This window comes from Bradyrhizobium sp. USDA 3311 (genome assembly GCF_054062495.1).
Genome location: NZ_JBSSFI010000001.1, coordinates 6,321,905 through 6,340,801, shown reverse-complemented (window position 1 = coordinate 6,340,801; position 18,897 = coordinate 6,321,905). Strand labels below are relative to the sequence as shown.

Here is an 18,897-nt window from a genome sequence, read left to right as displayed (position 1 = left end):
AATTCGATCGGGATCGTGTTCGCGCGATCATGCAGGTTCTAGCCGGGCATCGATTCGTCGATGCATCGTCGCGGTCAGACCAAAGCAGACGTCGCGCCGCTTACGCCGCGCGCACGCCTGCCAGGAAGGTGCCGACTTCGCCCGAGAGCTGCTCGGCCTGCTTGGAGAGGCTGCTGGCCGCCGCGAGCACCATGCCGGCGGCGTTGCCGGTCTCGTTCGCCGCGGTGCTGACGCCGCCGATATTGGTGGTGACCTCCTTGGTCGCCTCCGCGGTCTGCGAGACGCTGCGCGCGATCTCGGCGGTGGCGGCGCCTTGCTCCTCGATGGCCGCGCCGATCGAGGTGGCGATCCGGCTGACTTCCTCGATGGTGGCGGTGATGCCGCCGATGGCATCCACGGCCTCCTTGGTCGCGCCCTGGATCTGGGCGATCTTGTCGCCGATCTCGCGGGTGGCCTCGGCGGTCTGGCTTGCGAGCGACTTCACCTCGGAGGCGACGACGGCAAAGCCGCGGCCGGCTTCACCGGCGCGCGCGGCCTCGATGGTGGCGTTGAGCGCGAGCAGATTGGTCTGCGCCGCGATGCTGGAGATCAGCTCGGCGACATGCTCGATCTGTTGAGCACCGTCCGAGAGTGCGCGGACGATGGTGTCGGTGCGGCGGGCGTTGTCCACGGCGCGGCCCGTGACCTCGGCCGATTGCGCGACCTGGCGGCTGATCTCGGTGATCGAGGAGGAGAGCTCCTCGGCGGCCGCCGCGACGGTCTGGACGCGCTGGCTGGCTTCGGTGGCGGCCGAGCCGACCAATGCGGCGCGGCGGTTGGTGCCTTCGGCGGTGGACGACATCGACTTTGCGGTGGTCTCGAGCTCGCCGGAGCCCGAGGCCATCAGGCCGACGAGCTGGCCGACGGAGGCATCGAAGCGGTCGGCAAGCGCGATCAGGGCGTCGCGCTTCTCCTGCTCGCTGCGGGTCTTGGCGGCGATCTGCTCGGCCTCGAGGTTGCGCGCCGTGAGTGCGGTCTGCCTGAGCACTTCGAGCGTCTCGGCCATGCGGCCGATCTCGTCGCCGCGGCCGGTCTCCTCGACCGGCTTGTCGATGGCGCCCTCGGAAATCTCCTGCATGCGGTTCTTCTGGCGGTCGAGCGCGCCGAGCACGTCGCGGGCGATCAGCCAGGACAGCGTCGCCATCAGCAGCATCAGGCCGACGCCGATGACGGCGAGCTCCAGCGTCAAGGCACGCACGTCGGCATCGATATCGTCGACATAGAGGCCGTAGCTGATGGTCACGTTCCAGGGCGCGAACTTGCGCGCGAACACGGTCTTGCGGACCGGCTCGGTCTGGCCGGGGCGGGGATAGAGATAGGAGGTCACGCCGCCCGGCGCGGCCTGGTCGGCAGCCTTGAGGATGGCGTCGGCGATCAGCACGCCATTGGAGTCCTTGGCGCCCGTGATCTTGCCTTCGAGCTGCTGGTTGGCGCCGTTCACCATCAGGGACGTGTCCTGATTGTAGACCACCGGATAGCCCTGGCCGCCATTGAAGTTCATGCGACGGCCGCGCTGGTGGAACAGGGCCTTGGCCTCGGCCTGCGTCAGCTTGCCGGCGGTCACCTCGTCCTGGAGCGATTGCGCGTAGTTGTAGAGGAGCTCCACCGCGGTTCGCATCTGCTGGACGCGGTCCTCCATCATGCGGCTCTTGCTGAGAACGGTCGATACCCCGATGATGGCCGTGACAGTGAGCGCCGCGAGGCAGACCATGCTGGCCAGCTTGGTGCGGATCTTCAGATGACTCAGCAGCTTCATCGCAGCCTCTACGGAATGGTTATTATTGCTCGCATCGGTAGCATGAAGTTCTTACCAATCATGAATGGAGGCATGCGGCGGCCTGCCGCGCGGAACGGCATTCGCAGGCTTGTGCGCAACCGTGCAGGCAAACCGCCACGCGCCGGGAGGCACCGGTTCATGCGCTGGAAAAAATCGATCTTGGACTTTGGTGGCTACAGAGCCTGGCAGGACCTGCAATGAATCGATTCGTTCATCGCATCATCATGTCCATGCTGCTCGTCGCGGCCCTCGTTCTCATCTGGAACGTGCTGGGAGCGCGCTAGGACGGCACCGGCAGATCTGCGGGTGCCGTCCTGCTTGCGGATTGATCCGCGGGCGCGTCAGCGCCGGGCGTAGGCCTCGCCGGATGCGTCGCTCTCCTTGCCCATGACGGCATCGACGCTGATCGAGCCGCCCCCGGCTGCCGAGAGATAGAGGCAGGCGAAGCAGAACAGGATCGCGGCGGTACCGCCATTGAGCAGTGGCAGGAACACCGGCGAGCCGGTCTTGAGCATGTGGCCCATGAAGTAGGCGAAGGCCATTTCGCCCGACAGGATGAACGCCGTGATCCGCGTGAACAGGCCGAGCATCAGGGCCGCGCCGAGCACCAGCTCAAGCGCGCCGGCCGCGTAGATCAGCGGCGGAATGTCGGCGAAGTAGGGAAGCGCCGGAAACTTGAACAGTTTTGCGACGCCGTACTGGAACAGCAGCAGTCCGGTGACGAAACGAAACAGGCTCAGCAGAGCCGGTTGATAGCGAGAGAGATAGTTGAAGTTCATGATTTGCGCCCTTCCATCCACAATTCCCAAGCGACTTGAATCGCATTCGGTTCCACCCTGCAAGCTGTAGGCGCGGAATCCGCGCTGACTTTTTCGTCATGTCGGACAAAACGCCGCAGAGCGCGGCGAGTTCGGATTATTCGCGGGTGGCCATGTCGCGCGAGCCCGTAATTTCCCGGTGGCGCGGAGGGGTGCAGGTTACCTCGGACATACCTACCGCCGCAAGGCGGGGACAACCAGGAATGGAATCATCCCGAGCACCACGCTCGCAAGTGCGAAGGCGAGCAACGCGTTGTAGCCGTGGGTCGCGTCGTGGATCAGGCCACCGCTCCAGGAGCCGAACGCCGAGCCCAGCCCGCTGCCGATCGAAATGGTGCCGTAGATCGTGCCGACCCGCTTGCCCTGAAAGATCCGCATCGCGGTCGCGCTGATCAGCGGGCCGCGCGAGCCCATCATGCTGCCGAAGCAGACGACGAATCCGCTGAGCACCAGGATGTTGGGGACGTATTGCAGCAGCCAGAGCAGGGCGATGCCGAGGATCGAGATCGCGTAGCTCAACAGCACGGAAGGCCTGCGCCCGATCAGGCCGTCGAGCGCGGAGACCCCCAACATGCCGAACACAAGCACGACGCCGGAGAAGCCCCAGGCCGTCGCGGCCTGGAGCGGCGGGAAGCCTGCGTCGATCAGATAGGCCACGATCTGCGCGGCGATCGCGTACATGCCGACGGCGGTGAAGAAGAAGGTCGAGAACAGCGCCCAGAAGGCGTGATGGCGCATCGCGCCGAGAAGCGTCCAGCCGTTGTCGATGAAGTCAGGATCGGTCCTCTTCACCACATGCGGCGAGCCCGTGGCGAACAGCCGCCACGGCAGCAGCAGCAGCGGCACCAGCAGGCCCAATGCTGCAAAGCCGAACAGCTGGTAGGTGCCGCGCCAGCCGAGATGGTCGATCAGCAGTTGCGAGGCCGGCAGTAGCGCCAGCACGCCGCCGCCCATGGCCGAATACACCACCGACATCGCGGTCGGGAGGCGCGGCCCGAACCAGCGGCCGAGCAGGATCGAGTTCGGCACGATGCCGATGAAGGCGACGCCGATGCCGACACAGAGGCCGATCGAGAGCTGGAACTGCCACAGGTGCTGTGCGTGCGCCGCAACCAGGAATGCCGCGCCGAGCAGCGATAGCCCGAGCGCATAGACGATGCGCGGTCCGGAATGATCGAACAGCCGTCCGACGAAGGGGGCGGTGAGGCCGCTGGCGAGCCATGTGAGCGAATAGACCGAGACGATCTGTGCGCGGTCCCAGCCAAAGCTTTCCGAGATCGGCTTCAGGAATACCGTAAAACTGTCGCCGAGCCCACGGCCCAGCACGGCCAACGTGAAGCAGAGTGCGAGCACGGTGAGTGCGACGCGCACGGCGCCTTCCGGCGTCGCCGCGACGCCATCCTTGCGCGATTCCCTGGGCGTCTTCTGATCCATTGCCGGTCAGGGAGCGCGCTTCGGCGCGCCCTGACAAGCAGCGAAAAGCTCATACGCCTATGCAGGCTTGATGAGGATGTGCTTCTTCTTGCCGAACGACAGCTTGATCACGCCCTCAGGCGTCAGATGGGCCGCCGAGAGCGCCATCTTGTCGTCGGTGACGGGTTCGTCGTTGACGCGCAGGCCGCCGCCCTTGATCTGGCGCCGCGCCTCACCGTTGGAGGCAACGAGGCCCGCCTTGACGAAGGCGTTGAGCACGCCGAAGCCGGCGTCGAGCTCGCCGCGCGGAATTTCCACCGTTGGCAGACTTTCGGCGAGCGCGCCTTCCTCGAAGGTGCGGCGCGCGGTTTCAGCCGCCTCATTCGCTGCGTCACGGCCGTGCAAGAGCGCGGTCGCCTCAGTCGCAAGCACCTTCTTGGCCTCGTTGATCTCCGAGCCGCCGAGCGCCTCGAGCTTGCCGATCTCGCTCATCGGCAGCGTCGTGAACAGCTTCAGGAATTTGCCGACGTCGGCGTCCTCGGTGTTGCGCCAGTACTGCCAGAAGTCGTACGGCGAGAACTGGTCGGCGTTGAGCCACACCGCGCCTTGCGCGGTCTTGCCCATCTTGGCGCCGGAGGCCGTCGTCAGCAGCGGCGTCGTCAGCGCGAACAACTGGTGCGTGCCCATGCGGCGGCCGAGGTCGACGCCCATGATGATGTTGCCCCACTGGTCCGAGCCGCCCATCTGCAATTTGCAGCCGGTGCGCTTGGCGAGCTCGACGAAGTCGTAGGCCTGGCAGACCATGTAGTTGAACTCGATGAAGCTCATCTCCTGCTCGCGCTCGAGGCGCAGCCGGACGGAGTCCATGGTCAGCATGCGGTTGACCGAAAAGTGCCGGCCGACGTCGCGCAGCATCTCGATCCAGTTCAGCTTGGTCAGCCACTCCGCATTGTCGAGCATGACGGCGTCGCTCTTGCCGTCGCCGTAACGCAGCACCTTTGCGAACACGCCGCGGATCGATTCCTTGTTGGCCTCGATCTCGGCGACGGTGCGCATCGCACGCGTCTCGTCCTTGCCGGAGGGATCGCCGACCATGGTGGTGCCGCCGCCCATCAGGGTGATCGGCTTGTTGCCGGACTGCTGGAGCCAGTGCAGCATCATCATGGTCAGGTAGTTGCCGATATGCAGCGAGCGGGCGGTGCAATCGTAGCCGACATAGGCGGTGGCCTCGCCCTTGGCGGCGAGCGCGTCCAGCCCCTCGAAATCGGAGCATTGATGGATGAATCCACGTTCCTGCAGGATATTGAGGAAATCCGATTTAAATGCAGTCATCTGTCGGCGTGCCTGACAATTCTTGGTTTACTGTTTCGGGAGCAATTTAACGGTCTTCCGTGGGAACTCGATTGCTGCCCGCCACTTGGCGCTGTGGCATTATAAGATGTGTCCCTCTGGCACAAGATCGGCATGCCAAAGGGGGGTATTGAGGACGCTGATCCATGATGTTGACGGCACTCGGTTTGATGAGCGGCACCTCGCTGGACGGGGTCGATGTCGCGCTGATCGAAACCGACGGAAAGCAAGTGAAGGCGTTCGGTCCGTCCGGCTACCGGCCCTACAGCCCGGTCGAGCGCAACCTGCTGCGCCAGGCGCTGAGCGAGGCCGTGCACCTGACGCGGCGCGATGCCCGGCCGGGGATACTGGCCGAGGCCGAACGCGCAGTGACGCAGGCGCATGCCGAAGCCGTCGCCGCCTTCGTGGCCCAGAACCGGATGAGGCCGGAGGACATCGACATCGTCGGCTTTCACGGCCAGACCGTGCTGCATCGGCCCGAGAAGCGGCTGACGGTGCAGATCGGCGACGCGCCGGCGCTGGCCAGGGCGATCCATATCCCCGTGATGCACGACTTCCGCGCCGCCGACGTCGAGGCCGGCGGGCAGGGCGCGCCCTTCGTGCCGGTCTACCACCGGGCGCTGGCGCAATCGCTGGAGCGCGAGGGACCAATCGTCGTGGTCAATATCGGCGGCGTCTCGAACATCACCTATATCGACGGCAACGACACGTTGATCGCCTGCGATACCGGGCCCGGCAACGCGCTGCTCGACGATTTCATGTACCGCACCATGAACCAGGCGTTCGACACGGAGGGCAAGTTCGCCGCGCTCGGCAAGGCGGATGAGGCCTGGATCGCGCGGGCGCTGGAATTACCGTTCTTCGCGCTGCCGCCGCCAAAATCGCTCGACCGTAACGATTTTGCCGCGCTGAAACTTGGCGACGTGCCGCCGGCCGACGGCGCCGCGACGCTGACAGCTTTCACCGCGGCGGCGATCGCCCGCATCATCCCGCTGCTGCCGCGGCGGCCGCGGAGCTGGATCGTCTGCGGCGGCGGCGCCCGCAACCTCACCATGCTGCGGATGTTGCGGGAGCGGGTGGGGTCGGCCACCGTCGAGGCCGCCGAGGCCCTCGGGTGGGCCTCCGACGCCATCGAGGCCCAAGCGTTCGGCTTCCTCGCCGCGCGTGGGCTGAAGGGCCTGCCTCTGTCCTATCCGGCTACCACGGGCGTGCCGATGCCGATGACGGGCGGCGTGATCGCGCGGCCCTGAGGTCCAGGCCTTAAAAACAAGATCGGTTAATGCAAGTGCATGGATCTTGACGGATAGATGCAAATGCATCTATTATGGGTGCAGTTGCATCCAACCGCCGGGATTGGCCATGACCGCTTCGCTCAAACTGATCAGCCACAAGCTTTGCCCCTATGTGCAGCGCGCGGTGATCGCGCTCAAAGAGAAGGGCGTGCCGTTCGAGCGCGTCGACATCGATCTCGCCAACAAGCCCGACTGGTTTCTCAAGCTGTCGCCGCTCGGCAAGGTGCCGGTGCTGGTGGTGACGACCGACAAGGGCGAGGTCGCGCTATTCGAGAGCAACGTGATCTGCGAATACATCGAGGAGACGCAAGCGGGCGCGAAGCTGCATCCGGCGGATGCGCTGAGCCGTGCCGAGCACCGCGCCTGGATGGAGTTCGGTTCGGCGATCCTTGGCGATCTCTGGGGGCTGGAGACGACGACCGATCCCGCGACGTTCGAGAGCAAGCGTCAGGCGCTGGCGGCCAAGTTCGCGCGCGTCGAAGCTGCGCTCGGCGCTGGTCCGTATTTTGCGGGCGAGGCGTTCAGCCTTGTCGATGCCGTGTTCGCACCCGTCTTCCGCTATTTCGATCTGTTCGATGAGCTGACCGAGCATGGCATCTTCACGGATGTGCCGAAGGTCCGGGCGTGGCGAGCTGAGCTGGCGAAGCGTCCGAGCGTGCGGAGCGCGGTCGGAGCGGACTATCCGCAATTGCTCCGCGCCTTCCTCGTGCGCCACGACGCGCACCTGCTCAAGCTCGCGGCCTGAGCCCGCACCGATGTCACCATCATTGGCCTGGCTCATGCTGGTGATCGCCGGCGTGCTCGATGTCGGCTGGGCGATCTCGATGAAATATGCGGAAGGCTACACGCGGCCGGGCTGGAGCATCGCGTCGCTCGCGCTGCTCGCGGCCTTCGTGTTCCTGCTCGGACGCGCGCTGAAGGTGCTCGAGGTCGGCGTCGCCTATTCGGTCTGGACCGGCATTGGTGCTGCCGGCACCTTCGTCATGGGCGTGGTGCTGTTCGGCGAGACCCTGAGTGCAATGAAGATCGCCGGTATCGTGCTGGTGCTGACAGGGATCGCCGCGCTGAAGCTGGCCTAGAGCTCCGCGGCCATCCTGGCCAGCGTCGCGATCGTATTCATGTTACGCGCGGTGCCGGTTTTCGCGGCGGGGATGACGAGCTTCGATGTCCCCATGCCGTCGCCATAGTGGACGTAGATCTCGCGGCGGCCGAGGCGCAGCTCCTCGTTCTTCTGGCCGCGAATCCCGGACAGCGCATCCGCGGGCGGAGCCTTGTCGAGGAAGATCGCAACCGTGCGGTTGGGCGCGGCTTTCGGAAAGGGATTATCGGTCGCGACTTGCGCCATTTCGGCGGCGCTGCGCACAAGCACGCCAACCGGCGCACCGGCGTAGGCATGGAGGCGCTGTTCGAGTGCGCTCTTGATCGCAGCTTCTGATTTGCGGCTGGTGAAGACGACGTTGCCGCTGGCGATATAGGTGCGCACGGCGGCAAAGCCGAGATCCTCACACATCGCCTTGAGCTCGCTCATCGCCAGCTTGCCGGTGCCGCCGACATTCACGGCACGCAGCAAGGCGACGAACGAGCCCATTTGGGGCCTCAGCGCACGTTCGCCAGACGCATGTCCAGATAGGCCGTGATGGTTTCCATCAGCGGCTCGAGCTTGGCGTCGAAGAAGTGGTTGGCGCCGGGGATGACCTGCTGGTCGATCACGATGCCCTTCTGCGTCTTCAGTTTCTCGACCAGCGTGTTGACGTCCTTGGGCGGCACCACCGCGTCCTTCTCGCCATGCACGATCAGGCCTGAGGACGGGCAGGGCGCGAGGAAGGAGAAGTCGTAGAGGTTGGCGGGCGGCGCGATCGAGATGAAGCCCTCGACCTCGGGACGGCGCATCAGGAGTTGCATGCCGATCCAGGCGCCGAAGGAGAAGCCGGCGACCCAGCAGGCACGCGCTTCGGGGTTGATGGTCTGCGCCCAGTCGAGCGCTGCCGCCGCATCCGACAATTCGCCGGTGCCGTGGTCGAACGAGCCCTGGCTGCGGCCGACGCCGCGGAAATTGAAGCGCAGCACCGAAAAGCCGCGGTGCGCGAAGGCGTAGTAGCACTGGTACACGATCTGATGGTTCATCGTGCCGTGAAACTGCGGATGCGGATGCAGGATCATCGCGATCGGCGCGTTCTTCTGCTTGGCCGGGTGGTAGCGGCCTTCGAGACGGCCGGCGGGGCCGGCGAAAATAACTTCAGGCATCGATGATCTCTTGGTTGATTCCGTGGAGAAGCGGTCCTTGGCAATCAACCGATTGTGGCCTCATCGACAGTGATGCCGACGAAAGCGCGAATGGAAGGAAGCGGTGGCGCCCTCGGATGATGCGCGAGCGGCGCGCGGTGAACTGACGCGCGCGTTCTAACATGAGGCGTGGGTCAAAAAGCAAGCATCTTCGACATATCGCAATGGGCTCAAGAGCTTAACCTGTCGTCCGCATGTCACGCCAACAGCGGTCGGGATCGGACAAGGTGATGACGAGGAGCGCCATTGCGCCGACAACCAATTGGAATCACGATTGTTTATCGGCTGTCGGGCGCCTCCGGAGGCGATTCACACAAGGCGGTGCGGTCTCCGAGCGAGGCGACCGCGGGCCGGTAGCGGCGGCTGCCTCCCAGCGTCTGCCCGGTGTCGAAGGTGAGCTCGAAATCCCCTGACGGCTTGAACTCCACGCCACGCACCCGGTCGAGATTGGCGAGCCTTGTCCGGTGAACGCGCACGATGGCGAAGCGGGCGAGGTCGTTTTCGGTCGCGGCGAGCGTGCCGCGGATCAGGCGCTGGGTGCCGTCGGCGAGGCTGTATTCGATGTAATTGCCGGCGGAGGCGACCCACAGGATGTCGCGCGGTGCGACGCGAATACGGCTGGCGCCGTCCCGGAGCCAGATCAAACCGGGGGGCGGCTGCTCCAGTGGAGCGGCAGGCATAAACATCGCCGCGCGCGCGGCCTTCCTCAGCTCTCGTCGGCTTTCGATCAGCCAGAGTGTTGCTCCGAGCAGCGAAGCGGTCACGGCATCCTTGCGGAACTCGTACAGGATCACCGCGAGCGAGAAATGGAAGTCGTAGGCGCTTCCCGCGAGCCAGAGCGCGAGCTTCCTGACCCAGACCATTCCGGTGATGTGGAGGGCCGAGAAGCCGAGCAGGGCGACCGCAGCGATTCCGATGCGTATCGCCAGCCCCCGTGGCTGGCGCATGCGCCGGACGGCCAGCACCAGGATCGGCACCAGCAGCAGGATGACGATGATGCTCGACAGTTCCCAGAACAGTCGCCGGCCAATGTCATAGCTGTCGCCGCGCCAGGCGGCGTCCTGCGCGCCGGAGAGTGCATTGACGATTCCGATGGCGAACGCGACGGCCGCGATCGCACCGAAAATCGTCCAATCGCCGCCGCTGATCCCGCCGCGCCAACCGCTTGTCCCGGGCGCCGACGCCTCGTCCCCGCGCGCCCGGTCCTGATCCCAAACCGTCTCGACGCGCTTCGTTTCGGGGGCATTTTGGCCGTCAGCCATGGCCCGAAAACCGCGTTTGTCGTCCCGTGAAGGAGCAGAACACCATGTCAACACCGCAGCAAATTTCGATCTCGGAACGGCGCATCGATCTGGATTGGGTGCGGATTTTAGCCTTCGGGCTGTTGATCTTCTACCACGTCGGCATGCTCTACGTGTCGTGGGGATTTCACATCAAGAGCGTGCATCGGCTGACCTGGCTCGAGCCCGTAATGCTGTTCCTCAATCCCTGGCGGCTGTCGTTGCTGTTCCTGGTCTCCGGGGTCGCCAGCCGCTTCATGCTGGGAAAGTACCGGCTCGCCGCCTTCGCCCGCGCGCGGTCGGCGCGGCTTTTGATCCCGCTGATCTTCGGCATGCTCGTGATCGTGCCGCCGCAATCCTACCTCCAGATCGTCGAGAGCCTCGGCTATCCAGAAGGCCTCGTCGATTTTTACATCCGGCACTACCTCGCGTTCAGCTCGCAATTCTGTCCGAACCCCTGCATGGTACAGCCGACCTGGAACCATCTCTGGTTCTTGGTCTATCTCTGGATCTACACCATGGTCTTGGTCGGCGTGCTGGCGTTGTGGCCGGCAGCCGCGGATTGGATCGGCGAGAGGGTGGCGGCCGCGCTCGCCGGACCATGGCTGCTGTTGCTGCCGTGCCTGCTGTTTGCAGCTTGGCGGCTGTTTCTCTCGCCAATCTTCCCGTCGACCCATGCGCTGTTCGGCGACTGGTACAATCACGCAGACTATGCGACCGCGTTTCTGATCGGCTTCCTGCTCGCGCGCGAGAACAGCACCTGGCGCGACATCGAGCGGCAACGGTGGGTGGCGCTGACGCTTGCAGCCGCCTGCTTCGCCGCCTTCGTCCTCGTTTATGCCGGCTTGTTCCCGCGGTCGCCGATGCTGAGCTGGTTCGCCGGCTCGGTCTATGGCTGCTACCAATGGCTGGCGATGGCGGCGGTGCTCGGCTTTGCCCGACGCCATTTGACGGCCGACAGCCCAGTGCGCCGCTATCTGACCGATGCGATCTTTCCCTATTACATCGTACATCAGACCGCGATTATCGTGATTGCGCACGCGCTGCGGGACAGCGGGCTGTCAGCCGGAAGCGAGGCCGCAATCGTGATTGCCGGCACCGCGCTCACGTGTTTCGTCAGCTACGAGATCGCGCGCCGGATCGCCTGGCTGCGGCCGCTGTTCGGATTGCGAATGGAGTCCCGTTCCGCGGCCGGGATTGCGCGGCAACAGCCGGCCTGATCTGCGACGGCTCGCGATTGGCGCGATGATAAAAGGTGCTAAGAGGGCGCCATGCCAAGCCGCGTCTATCTCGACTGGAATGCGACCACGCCGCTGCGCCCCGAGGCGCGGGCGGCGATGGTCGCTGCCTTCGACCTGATCGGCAATCCGTCCTCGGTTCATGCCGAGGGGCGACAGGCGCGGCGGCTGGTCGAGGAGGCTCGCGTCACGCTTGCCGCGGCGGTGGGGGCGTTGCCGCGGAACGTCGTCTTCACCTCCGCCGGAACCGAGGCCAATGCGCTGGCGCTGTCGCCCGGTCTGCGGGGGCCATCCGGCGGCCCTGTCGAGCGGCTTCTGGTCTCCGCCGTTGAGCATGCCTCGGTGCTGGCGGGTGGCCGGTTCCCGGCGGACAAGGTCGGTCATATCAAGGTGACCCGCGCCGGCGTGGTCGATCTCGACCACCTCAGGGCGCTGCTGAAGGACGGCCCGCCGGCGCTGGTCTCGATCATGGCGGCCAACAACGAGACCGGCGCGCTCCAGCCGGTTGCGGAAGCCGCCCGGATCGTTCACGAGGCCGGGGGCCTCCTGCATGTCGACGCGATCCAGGCGCTGGGCAAAATTCCGTTCAATATTAATGCGGTAGGTGCGGACCTTGCGACGTTTTCTGCACACAAGATCGGCGGTCCCAAGGGCATCGGGGCGCTGGTCGAGGCCGAAGGGCTCGCTGGCCTGGAGCCGGTGCTGCGCGGCGGCGGGCAGGAGCTGAACCGGCGCGCGGGAACCGAGAATGTCGCGGGCATTGCCGGCTTCGGCGCGGCGGTGAAGGCTGGGCTTCAGGCTTTGCCGGAGGATGCGAAGCGGATGGCAAGCCTCAGAGATCGCTTGGAAAATGGCATCCGGGCGATTGCTGGAGCGACGATCTTCTCTGACGACACCGAGCGGTTGCCAAATACCATCCTGTTCACCGCCCCCGGCCTGAAGGCCGAAACCGCGGTGATCGGCTTCGACCTCGAAGGCATCGCTGTTTCCTCCGGCTCCGCCTGTTCCTCGGGCAAGGTCCAGCCGTCCCACGTGCTGTCCGCCATGGGATTCGATCCAGCGGTGGCCCAGGGAGCGGTGCGCCTCAGTCTGGGCTGGTCTACAGAACCGGGCGACATCAATAGGGCGTTAGAGGCTTGGCGAAAGCTCGGTAATACCCTACTTAGAGACTAAGCGACGAAACACGGCTTGAACGGTTCTAAGCGCGTGCTTTCGGCCAGAAAACATCGTAATACTCGTCCGAGTTTGATCCACCGCGGTCCTTGAAACCGCGAGCGGAGGATAGAATGCCAGCCGTGCAAGAGACGGTCGAGCGCGTGAAGCGCATCGACGTCGATCAGTATCGTTATGGGTTTGAGACCCTGATCGAGTCCGACAAGGCCCCCAAGGGGTTGTCGGAAGAGACCGTCAAGTTCATCTCCGAAAAGAAGAACGAACCCGCCTGGATGCTCCAGTGGCGGCTCGAGGCCTATCGGCGCTGGCTGACCATGACCGAGCCGACCTGGGCGCGCGTCGACTATCCCAAGATCGATTTCCAGGACCTGTATTACTATTCGGCGCCGAAGCCGAAGAAGTCGATCACCTCGCTCGACGAGATCGATCCGGAGATCCTGAAGACCTACGAGAAGCTCGGCATTCCCCTGCGGGAAGTCGCCATGCTCGAAGGCGTCGAGCCCAAGGTGGGCGAGGAAGACCCGGCGCGGCGCAAGATCGCGGTCGATGCGGTGTTCGATTCGGTCTCGGTTGCCACCACCTTCAAGGCGGAGCTGAAGAAGGCCGGCGTGATCTTCATGCCGATCTCGGAAGCCATCCGCGAGCATCCCGAGCTGGTGCAAAAGTATCTCGGCTCGGTGGTTCCGACCTCCGACAATTTCTATGCGACGCTGAACTCGGCGGTGTTCTCCGACGGCTCGTTCGTCTACGTGCCGCCGGGCGTGCGCTGCCCGATGGAGCTGTCGACCTATTTCCGCATCAACGAGCGCAACACCGGCCAGTTCGAGCGCACGCTGATCATCGCGGACAAGGGCTCCTACGTGTCCTATCTCGAAGGCTGCACCGCGCCGCAGCGCGACGAGAACCAGCTGCACGCGGCCGTGGTCGAGCTCGTCGCGCACGATGACGCCGAGATCAAATATTCGACGGTGCAGAACTGGTATCCCGGCAATTCGGAAGGCAAGGGCGGCATCTACAATTTCGTCACCAAGCGTGGCGACTGCCGCGGCGACCGCTCCAAGATTTCCTGGACCCAGGTCGAGACCGGCTCCGCCATCACCTGGAAGTATCCGAGCTGCATCCTGCGCGGCGACAATTCCAGCGGCGAGTTCTACTCGATCGCGATCTCGAACGGCTTCCAGCAGGTCGATTCGGGCACCAAGATGATCCATCTCGGCAAGAACACATCGAGCCGCATCATCTCCAAGGGCATCGCGGCGGGTAAATCGCAGAACACCTATCGCGGCCTCGTGACCGCGCACCGGAAAGCCACCGGCGCGCGCAACTTCACGGCCTGCGATTCCCTGCTGATCGGCGACAAATGCGGCGCGCACACCGTGCCGTATATCGAGGCGAAGAACTCCTCGGCAACGTTCGAGCACGAAGCGACGACCTCGAAGATCTCCGAGGACGTGCTGTTCTACTGCATCCAGCGCGGCCTTTCGCAGGAGGAAGCCGTCGGCCTCGTCGTCAACGGCTTCGTCAAGGACGTGCTCCAGCAGCTCCCGATGGAGTTCGCGGTGGAAGCGCAGAAGCTGATCTCGATCTCGCTGGAGGGCAGCGTAGGCTAGTTGCGATGTTCCGAAATGTGCAGAGGCCTGTGCTGGTTGGACTGTTCGTCTTGGTTCTGCTGCCGGTTGGTGCCGGAATCGGATTGGGACTGGCCATACTGGTCGAGCGCATCTCGGGACTATCGAGTGGATATCTCGGCGCTGTCGTAGGGAGCGTTATCGGAACCCTAGTGACGTTTGTGTGGGCGGTCGGCGTGGGCAGCGAGCTGGTCGGCGTTGGGACGATCTTCACGGGAATAAGGATCCCGCCGCGGCCACACTGGCTGCCGCCCGATCAAAAGGAAGAATGATGACTGCTTTGCTTGAAGTGAAAGACCTGCAGGTTCGTGTCGAGGAGCGTGAGATCCTCCACGGGCTGACGCTGACCGTGAACGAAGGCGAGGTGCACGCGATCATGGGGCCGAACGGCTCCGGCAAGTCGACGCTCTCCCACGTCATCGCCGGCAAGCCCGGTTATGAAGTCACCGGCGGCCAGATCCTGTTCAAGGGCGAGGACCTGCTGGAGATGGCCCCGGACGAGCGCGCCGCGAAGGGCGTGTTTTTGGCGTTCCAGTATCCGGTGGAAATCCCCGGCGTCGCCACCATGACATTCCTGCGCACCGCGCTGAACGCGCAGCGCAAGGCGCGCGGCGAGAGCGAATATTCGACCCCGGACTTCCTGAAGAAGGTCCGCGAAGTCTCGAAGTCGCTGAACATCCCGCAGGACATGCTCAAGCGCGGCGTCAATGTCGGCTTCTCCGGCGGCGAGAAGAAGCGCAACGAGGTGCTTCAGATGGCGCTGTTCGAGCCGAGCCTGTGCATTCTCGACGAGATGGATTCCGGCCTCGACATCGACGCGCTGCGGATTGCGGCCGACGGCGTCAACGCGCTGCGCGCGCCCAAGCGCGCGATGGTCGTCATCACCCATTATCAGCGGCTGCTGAACTACATCGTGCCTGATTTCGTGCACGTGATGTCGAAGGGCCGCGTCGTGAAGAGCGGCGGCAAGGAGCTGGCGCTGGAGCTGGAAGATTCCGGCTACGCCCAGTTCGAGGACGCGTAAGGATTGTTGGAGATGAACGTTGCTGTGGCAAAGACCGGAAACGGCCGCGCGGTGAGCGATCTCTTCGCCAGCGCCGAAGGCCGGCTGCCGGGTTCGCCGGCGGTCGTAGCAGTGCGCCGCGAGGCGTTCGAGACCTATGAGCGTCTCGGCCTGCCGCACCGCCGGATCGAGGAATGGAAATACACCGACCTGCGCGCGCTGGTCGGCGAGGTGCTGCCGCTTGCGGCAGCGCCCGATGCGGCCGCGCTGAAGCGCGCTGCGGACGCCGTGAAGGCGCACGCGATCGAAGGCGCGCGCAAGCTGGTGCTGGTCGATGGCGTGTTCGCGGCCGACCTTTCCGACGTCAAGGCGCTTGCCTCCGAGGTAGGCTTCAAGACGCTCCGGGAGACGCTGGAGAAGGATGCCGCTCTCCTGATGACGGCGTCCATCGACGCCGTGATCGCACTGAACGCGGCGCTGGCGACCGACGGCGTCGTGCTGTCGATTGCCGATGGCGCGCAGCTGTCCGCGCCGATCCAGATCATTCATATCGCGACCGCGGCTTCCGCTTCGGCCTTCACCCGCTCGCAGGTCGCGGTCGGGAATGGCGCGCGCGCCACCATCATCGAAAGCTTCGTTGCGGCCGGTGCAAAGGCCTACCAGGTCAGCGACGCCGTGATCGTGACGATCGGCGACAACGCCGACGTCGCGCATATCCGCCTGATGGACGACGCGCCTGACGCGGTGAACATCACCTCGCAATTCGTCACCGTCGGCGCCAACACCAAGGTCAATTTCTTCAACATGACCAGCGGCGCCGCCGTCAGCCGCCTCCAGGGCTTCATCACGCTGGCGGGCGAGGGCAGCGATCTCGCGATCAATGGCGTGAACCTGTTGCAGAAGACCGAGCATGGCGACACCACGCTGGTGGTGGACCATGCCGTGCCGAATTGTGTCAGCCGCGAGATCTTCCGCGCCGTGATCGACGACCGCGCCCATTCGGTGTTCCAGGGCCGCATCATCGTCCGTCCCGACGCGCAGAAGACCGACGGAAAGATGATGACGCGGGCGCTGCTGCTCTCGGACGAAGCCGAGGCCGACAACAAGCCCGAGCTCGAGATCTTTGCCGACGACGTCTCCTGCGGCCACGGCGCCACCGCCGGCGCGCTGGACGACAGCCTGCTGTTCTATCTGAAGGCGCGCGGCCTGCCCGAGAAGCAGGCCCAGGCGCTGCTGATCCAGGCCTTCGTGGGCGAGGCGATCGAGCAGATCGCCGATGACGGCTTGCGCGAGCACGTGATCGGCATTGCCGAGCGCTGGCTGGAGCGGCGGTCATGAGCACGCATCCGGCAGTCAGGAACGGCTCCTACGACGTCGCCCGCGTCCGCCAGGATTTCCCGGCGCTGGCCATGCAGGTCTACGGCAAGCCGCTGGTCTATCTCGACAACGCCGCCTCCGCGCAGAAGCCGCAAGTCGTGCTCGACCGCATGACGCAGGCCTATACGAGCGAATACGCCAACGTGCATCGCGGCCTGCATTACCTCGCCAACGCCGCGACCGAAGCCTATGAGGGCGGCCGCACCAAGGTCGCGCAGTTCATCAACGCCGGCCGCACCGAAGAAGTGATCTTCACCCGCAACGCGACGGAGGCCATCAACCTGGTCGCCTCGTCCTGGGGCGGGCCGAACATCAAAGAGGGCGACGAGATCGTCATCTCGATCATGGAGCACCACTCCAACATCGTGCCCTGGCATTTCCTCAGGGAAAGACAGGGGGCGGTGATCAAATGGTCGCCGGTCGACGACGAGGGCAATTTCCTCATCGAGGAGTTCGAGAAGCTCCTGACCGCGAAGACCAGGCTGGTCGCGATCACGCAGATGTCGAACGCGCTCGGCACCATCGTCCCGATCAAGGACGTCGTGAAGATCGCCCACGCCCGCGGCATCCCCGTGCTGGTCGACGGCAGCCAGGGCGCGGTGCATATGCCCGTCGATGTCCAGGATCTCGGCTGCGACTTCTACGTCTTCACCGGCCACAAGGTCTACGGCCCGACCGGCATCGGCGTGCTCTGGGCCAAGTACGACCATCTCGTCGCGATGCGCCCCTATAACGGCGGCGGCGAGATGATCCGTGAGGTCTCGCGCGATGTCGTCACCTACGGCGATCCCCCGCACAAGTTCGAGGCCGGCACACCCGCGATCGTCGAGGCCGTCGGCCTTGGCGCCGCGATCGACTACGTCAATTCGATCGGCAAGGAGCGCATCGCCGCGCACGAGCACGATCTCGTCACCTACGCCCAGGAGAAGCTGCGCGAGATCAACTCGCTGCGGCTGATCGGCACCGCCCGCGGCAAGGGCCCGGTGATCTCCTTCGAGCTCAAGGGCGCGCATGCCCATGACGTCGCCACCGTGATCGACCGCCAGGGCATCGCGGTGCGCGCCGGCACCCATTGCGTGATGCCGCTTTTAGAGCGGTTCAACGTGACGGCCACATGCCGGGCCTCGTTCGGCATGTATAATACGCGGGAAGAAGTCGATCATCTGGCACAGGCGCTTTTGAAGGCGCGGGATTTGTTCGCATGAGTGACACGGCCGAAATCAAAGCCAATCCGATGGAAACCCGGTCGGCGCTGCCGCCGGAGGAAACCGAGCGGCTGACCACCGAGATCATCGCGGGCCTCAAGACCGTGTTCGATCCGGAGATTCCGGCCGACATCTACGAGCTCGGCCTGATCTACAAGGTCGAGATCAAGGACGACCGCTCCGTCGACGTGCAGATGACGCTGACGACGCCGAACTGCCCCGCTGCCGGCGAGTTGCCGACCATGGTCGAAAATGCGGTCGCCAGCGTCCCCGGCGTCGGCGTGGTCGACGTCAAGGTCGTCTGGGAGCCGCCGTGGACGCCCGAACGCATGAGCGACGAGGCCCGCCTCGTGCTCAACATGTGGTGACGCGTACGTTCTGCTTTTCATTCCTGGCATTGAATTTGCTCCGCAACGGACCACATCACTGACATGACACAGGCAACACCAGCATCCTCCACTCCGAAGCCGCGGCGGCCGCGCCCGCAGGTGATGCGGCTGACGGATGCCGCCGCCCAGCGCATCAGCGAGCTGACCCAGCGCGCCGATTCCGAGATCGTCGGCCTGCGCGTCGGTGTGAAGAACGGCGGCTGCGCCGGTCAGTCCTACACCGTCGAGTACGCCCATGATGTCCGCCCGACCGACGAGGTCGTCGAGGACAAGGGCGTCAAGATCCTGGTCGATCCCAAGGCCGTGCTGTTCCTGCTCGGCACCGAGATGGACTACAAGGCCGACAAGATGCAGGCCCAGTTCGTCTTCAACAACCCCAACCAGGTCTCCGCCTGCGGCTGCGGCGAATCGGTCGAGCTGCGGCCGGCCAAGATCGACGGGTAGGCCCGGCTCTCTCGTTTCACTCCGCCGTCGTCCTGGCGAAAGCCAGGACCCATACCGCGTGATCTCTCGATTGTGGGAAGTGCCGGTGCCGCGTAGCGTGACTTCGAGTCTTCGCTAAACTCCTCCCTGGGGTAATGGGTCCTGGCTCCCGTGCGCAATTGCGCACTAGGCCAGGACGACGATGAGGA

The 18,897-nt window shown here is 64.7% G+C and carries 19 protein-coding genes; 12 read left to right on the top strand and 7 right to left on the bottom strand.

Annotated elements, in window-relative coordinates; all coding sequences use genetic code 11:
• Positions 1–100: 100 nt before the first annotated feature.
• Positions 101–1,795: a methyl-accepting chemotaxis protein gene (locus tag ACVWW6_RS30605; RefSeq protein WP_456681934.1), complete on the bottom strand. Its 1,695-nt coding sequence runs from the start codon at positions 1,793–1,795 to the stop codon at positions 101–103.
• Here ACVWW6_RS30605 and ACVWW6_RS30600 point away from each other — a divergent pair.
• Positions 1,778–2,017, top strand: a complete 240-nt coding sequence (locus tag ACVWW6_RS30600) for a hypothetical protein (protein WP_133415017.1) — start codon at positions 1,778–1,780, stop codon at positions 2,015–2,017. The genes ACVWW6_RS30605 and ACVWW6_RS30600 overlap by 18 nt on opposite strands.
• 140 nt (positions 2,018–2,157) lie before the next feature.
• Here the strand turns inward: ACVWW6_RS30600 and ACVWW6_RS30595 are convergent, their stop codons facing one another.
• From ACVWW6_RS30595 to tyrS, 3 genes are all read right to left on the bottom strand, one after another.
• Positions 2,158–2,595, bottom strand: coding sequence for a DoxX family protein (locus ACVWW6_RS30595; protein ID WP_271557328.1), 438 nt, complete (start codon positions 2,593–2,595; stop codon positions 2,158–2,160).
• Between the two features lie 213 nt (positions 2,596–2,808).
• A complete protein-coding gene (locus ACVWW6_RS30590) occupies positions 2,809–4,068 on the bottom strand; it encodes an MFS transporter (RefSeq protein WP_271557329.1) in 1,260 nt (419 codons plus the stop codon).
• A 57-nt stretch (positions 4,069–4,125) separates the two neighbouring features.
• Positions 4,126–5,379, bottom strand: coding sequence for a tyrosine--tRNA ligase (gene tyrS / locus ACVWW6_RS30585; RefSeq protein ID WP_011087103.1), 1,254 nt, complete (start codon positions 5,377–5,379; stop codon positions 4,126–4,128).
• Between the two features lie 164 nt (positions 5,380–5,543).
• Here tyrS and ACVWW6_RS30580 point away from each other — a divergent pair, with 164 nt between their 5' ends.
• The 3 genes from ACVWW6_RS30580 to ACVWW6_RS30570 all read left to right on the top strand — a co-directional run bounded on the left by ACVWW6_RS30580 (position 5,544) and on the right by ACVWW6_RS30570 (position 7,768).
• Positions 5,544–6,647: an anhydro-N-acetylmuramic acid kinase gene (locus ACVWW6_RS30580; protein ID WP_060911847.1), complete on the top strand. Its 1,104-nt coding sequence runs from the start codon at positions 5,544–5,546 to the stop codon at positions 6,645–6,647.
• Between the two features lie 109 nt (positions 6,648–6,756).
• On the top strand, positions 6,757–7,434 hold the full coding sequence (locus tag ACVWW6_RS30575; protein ID WP_011087105.1) for a glutathione S-transferase family protein: 678 nt from the start codon (positions 6,757–6,759) through the stop codon (positions 7,432–7,434).
• Positions 7,435–7,444: 10 nt separating this feature from the next.
• Entirely contained in the window at positions 7,445–7,768 is a 324-nt protein-coding gene (locus ACVWW6_RS30570; protein WP_011087106.1) for a DMT family transporter, read from the top strand.
• Here the strand turns inward: ACVWW6_RS30570 and ACVWW6_RS30565 are convergent.
• From ACVWW6_RS30565 to ACVWW6_RS30555, 3 genes are all read right to left on the bottom strand, one after another.
• Positions 7,765–8,277: a DUF1697 domain-containing protein gene (locus ACVWW6_RS30565; RefSeq protein ID WP_028171262.1), complete on the bottom strand. Its 513-nt coding sequence runs from the start codon at positions 8,275–8,277 to the stop codon at positions 7,765–7,767. The two genes, ACVWW6_RS30570 and ACVWW6_RS30565, sit on opposite strands and share 4 nt — an antisense overlap.
• 8 nt (positions 8,278–8,285) lie before the next feature.
• The gene (locus ACVWW6_RS30560) at positions 8,286–8,933 is read right to left on the bottom strand and encodes an alpha/beta hydrolase (RefSeq protein ID WP_008143006.1); all 648 of its coding nucleotides are present in this window, start codon (positions 8,931–8,933) and stop codon (positions 8,286–8,288) included.
• Positions 8,934–9,250: 317 nt separating this feature from the next.
• On the bottom strand, positions 9,251–10,234 hold the full coding sequence (locus ACVWW6_RS30555) for a LytTR family DNA-binding domain-containing protein (protein WP_162494093.1): 984 nt from the start codon (positions 10,232–10,234) through the stop codon (positions 9,251–9,253).
• Between the two features lie 44 nt (positions 10,235–10,278).
• On the opposite strand from ACVWW6_RS30555, the gene ACVWW6_RS30550 reads away from it, so the two are divergent.
• From ACVWW6_RS30550 to ACVWW6_RS30515, 8 genes are all read left to right on the top strand, one after another.
• Positions 10,279–11,472 (top strand): acyltransferase family protein, encoded by a 1,194-nt coding sequence (locus tag ACVWW6_RS30550; RefSeq protein ID WP_404522443.1) that lies wholly within the window; start codon positions 10,279–10,281, stop codon positions 11,470–11,472.
• Positions 11,473–11,523: 51 nt separating this feature from the next.
• Positions 11,524–12,663, top strand: a complete 1,140-nt coding sequence (locus ACVWW6_RS30545; RefSeq protein ID WP_456681933.1) for a cysteine desulfurase family protein — start codon at positions 11,524–11,526, stop codon at positions 12,661–12,663.
• Positions 12,664–12,776: 113 nt separating this feature from the next.
• Positions 12,777–14,273, top strand: a complete 1,497-nt coding sequence (gene sufB / locus ACVWW6_RS30540; protein ID WP_011087111.1) for a Fe-S cluster assembly protein SufB — start codon at positions 12,777–12,779, stop codon at positions 14,271–14,273.
• 289 nt (positions 14,274–14,562) lie between these two features.
• Positions 14,563–15,315, top strand: coding sequence for a Fe-S cluster assembly ATPase SufC (gene sufC / locus ACVWW6_RS30535; protein WP_161535044.1), 753 nt, complete (start codon positions 14,563–14,565; stop codon positions 15,313–15,315).
• 12 nt (positions 15,316–15,327) lie between these two features.
• Positions 15,328–16,632 carry a Fe-S cluster assembly protein SufD gene (sufD, locus tag ACVWW6_RS30530; protein ID WP_028171267.1) on the top strand — a complete coding sequence of 435 codons (1,305 nt, stop codon included), beginning with the start codon at positions 15,328–15,330 and terminating at the stop codon, positions 16,630–16,632.
• A complete protein-coding gene (locus ACVWW6_RS30525; RefSeq protein ID WP_456681932.1) occupies positions 16,629–17,876 on the top strand; it encodes a cysteine desulfurase in 1,248 nt (415 codons plus the stop codon). The genes sufD and ACVWW6_RS30525 overlap by 4 nt, the downstream gene beginning before the upstream one ends.
• Positions 17,873–18,244 carry an SUF system Fe-S cluster assembly protein gene (locus ACVWW6_RS30520; protein ID WP_011087115.1) on the top strand — a complete coding sequence of 124 codons (372 nt, stop codon included), beginning with the start codon at positions 17,873–17,875 and terminating at the stop codon, positions 18,242–18,244. The genes ACVWW6_RS30525 and ACVWW6_RS30520 overlap by 4 nt, the downstream gene beginning before the upstream one ends.
• Positions 18,245–18,367: 123 nt before the next feature.
• A complete protein-coding gene (locus ACVWW6_RS30515; protein ID WP_014495548.1) occupies positions 18,368–18,709 on the top strand; it encodes a HesB/IscA family protein in 342 nt (113 codons plus the stop codon).
• Positions 18,710–18,897 lie beyond the last annotated feature (188 nt).

Excerpts from the sequence above, each read along its gene's own strand:
- ACVWW6_RS30575 (WP_011087105.1), top strand. The coding sequence starts at position 6,757 with ATGACCGCTTCGCTCAAACTGATCAGCCACAAGCTTTGCCCCTATGTG.
- ACVWW6_RS30565 (WP_028171262.1), bottom strand. The coding sequence starts at position 8,277 with ATGGGCTCGTTCGTCGCCTTGCTGCGTGCCGTGAATGTCGGCGGCACC.
- ACVWW6_RS30570 (WP_011087106.1), top strand. The coding sequence starts at position 7,445 with ATGTCACCATCATTGGCCTGGCTCATGCTGGTGATCGCCGGCGTGCTC.
- tyrS (WP_011087103.1), bottom strand. The coding sequence starts at position 5,379 with ATGACTGCATTTAAATCGGATTTCCTCAATATCCTGCAGGAACGTGGA.
- ACVWW6_RS30550 (WP_404522443.1), top strand. The coding sequence starts at position 10,279 with ATGTCAACACCGCAGCAAATTTCGATCTCGGAACGGCGCATCGATCTG.
- sufD (WP_028171267.1), top strand. The coding sequence starts at position 15,328 with ATGAACGTTGCTGTGGCAAAGACCGGAAACGGCCGCGCGGTGAGCGAT.
- ACVWW6_RS30590 (WP_271557329.1), bottom strand. The coding sequence starts at position 4,068 with ATGGATCAGAAGACGCCCAGGGAATCGCGCAAGGATGGCGTCGCGGCG.
- ACVWW6_RS30520 (WP_011087115.1), top strand. The coding sequence starts at position 17,873 with ATGAGTGACACGGCCGAAATCAAAGCCAATCCGATGGAAACCCGGTCG.
- ACVWW6_RS30600 (WP_133415017.1), top strand. The coding sequence starts at position 1,778 with ATGACTCAGCAGCTTCATCGCAGCCTCTACGGAATGGTTATTATTGCT.
- ACVWW6_RS30605 (WP_456681934.1), bottom strand. The coding sequence starts at position 1,795 with ATGAAGCTGCTGAGTCATCTGAAGATCCGCACCAAGCTGGCCAGCATG.
- ACVWW6_RS30555 (WP_162494093.1), bottom strand. The coding sequence starts at position 10,234 with ATGGCTGACGGCCAAAATGCCCCCGAAACGAAGCGCGTCGAGACGGTT.
- ACVWW6_RS30595 (WP_271557328.1), bottom strand. The coding sequence starts at position 2,595 with ATGAACTTCAACTATCTCTCTCGCTATCAACCGGCTCTGCTGAGCCTG.
- ACVWW6_RS30545 (WP_456681933.1), top strand. The coding sequence starts at position 11,524 with ATGCCAAGCCGCGTCTATCTCGACTGGAATGCGACCACGCCGCTGCGC.
- ACVWW6_RS30525 (WP_456681932.1), top strand. The coding sequence starts at position 16,629 with ATGAGCACGCATCCGGCAGTCAGGAACGGCTCCTACGACGTCGCCCGC.
- ACVWW6_RS30515 (WP_014495548.1), top strand. The coding sequence starts at position 18,368 with ATGCGGCTGACGGATGCCGCCGCCCAGCGCATCAGCGAGCTGACCCAG.
- ACVWW6_RS30560 (WP_008143006.1), bottom strand. The coding sequence starts at position 8,933 with ATGCCTGAAGTTATTTTCGCCGGCCCCGCCGGCCGTCTCGAAGGCCGC.
- sufB (WP_011087111.1), top strand. The coding sequence starts at position 12,777 with ATGCCAGCCGTGCAAGAGACGGTCGAGCGCGTGAAGCGCATCGACGTC.
- ACVWW6_RS30580 (WP_060911847.1), top strand. The coding sequence starts at position 5,544 with ATGATGTTGACGGCACTCGGTTTGATGAGCGGCACCTCGCTGGACGGG.
- sufC (WP_161535044.1), top strand. The coding sequence starts at position 14,563 with ATGACTGCTTTGCTTGAAGTGAAAGACCTGCAGGTTCGTGTCGAGGAG.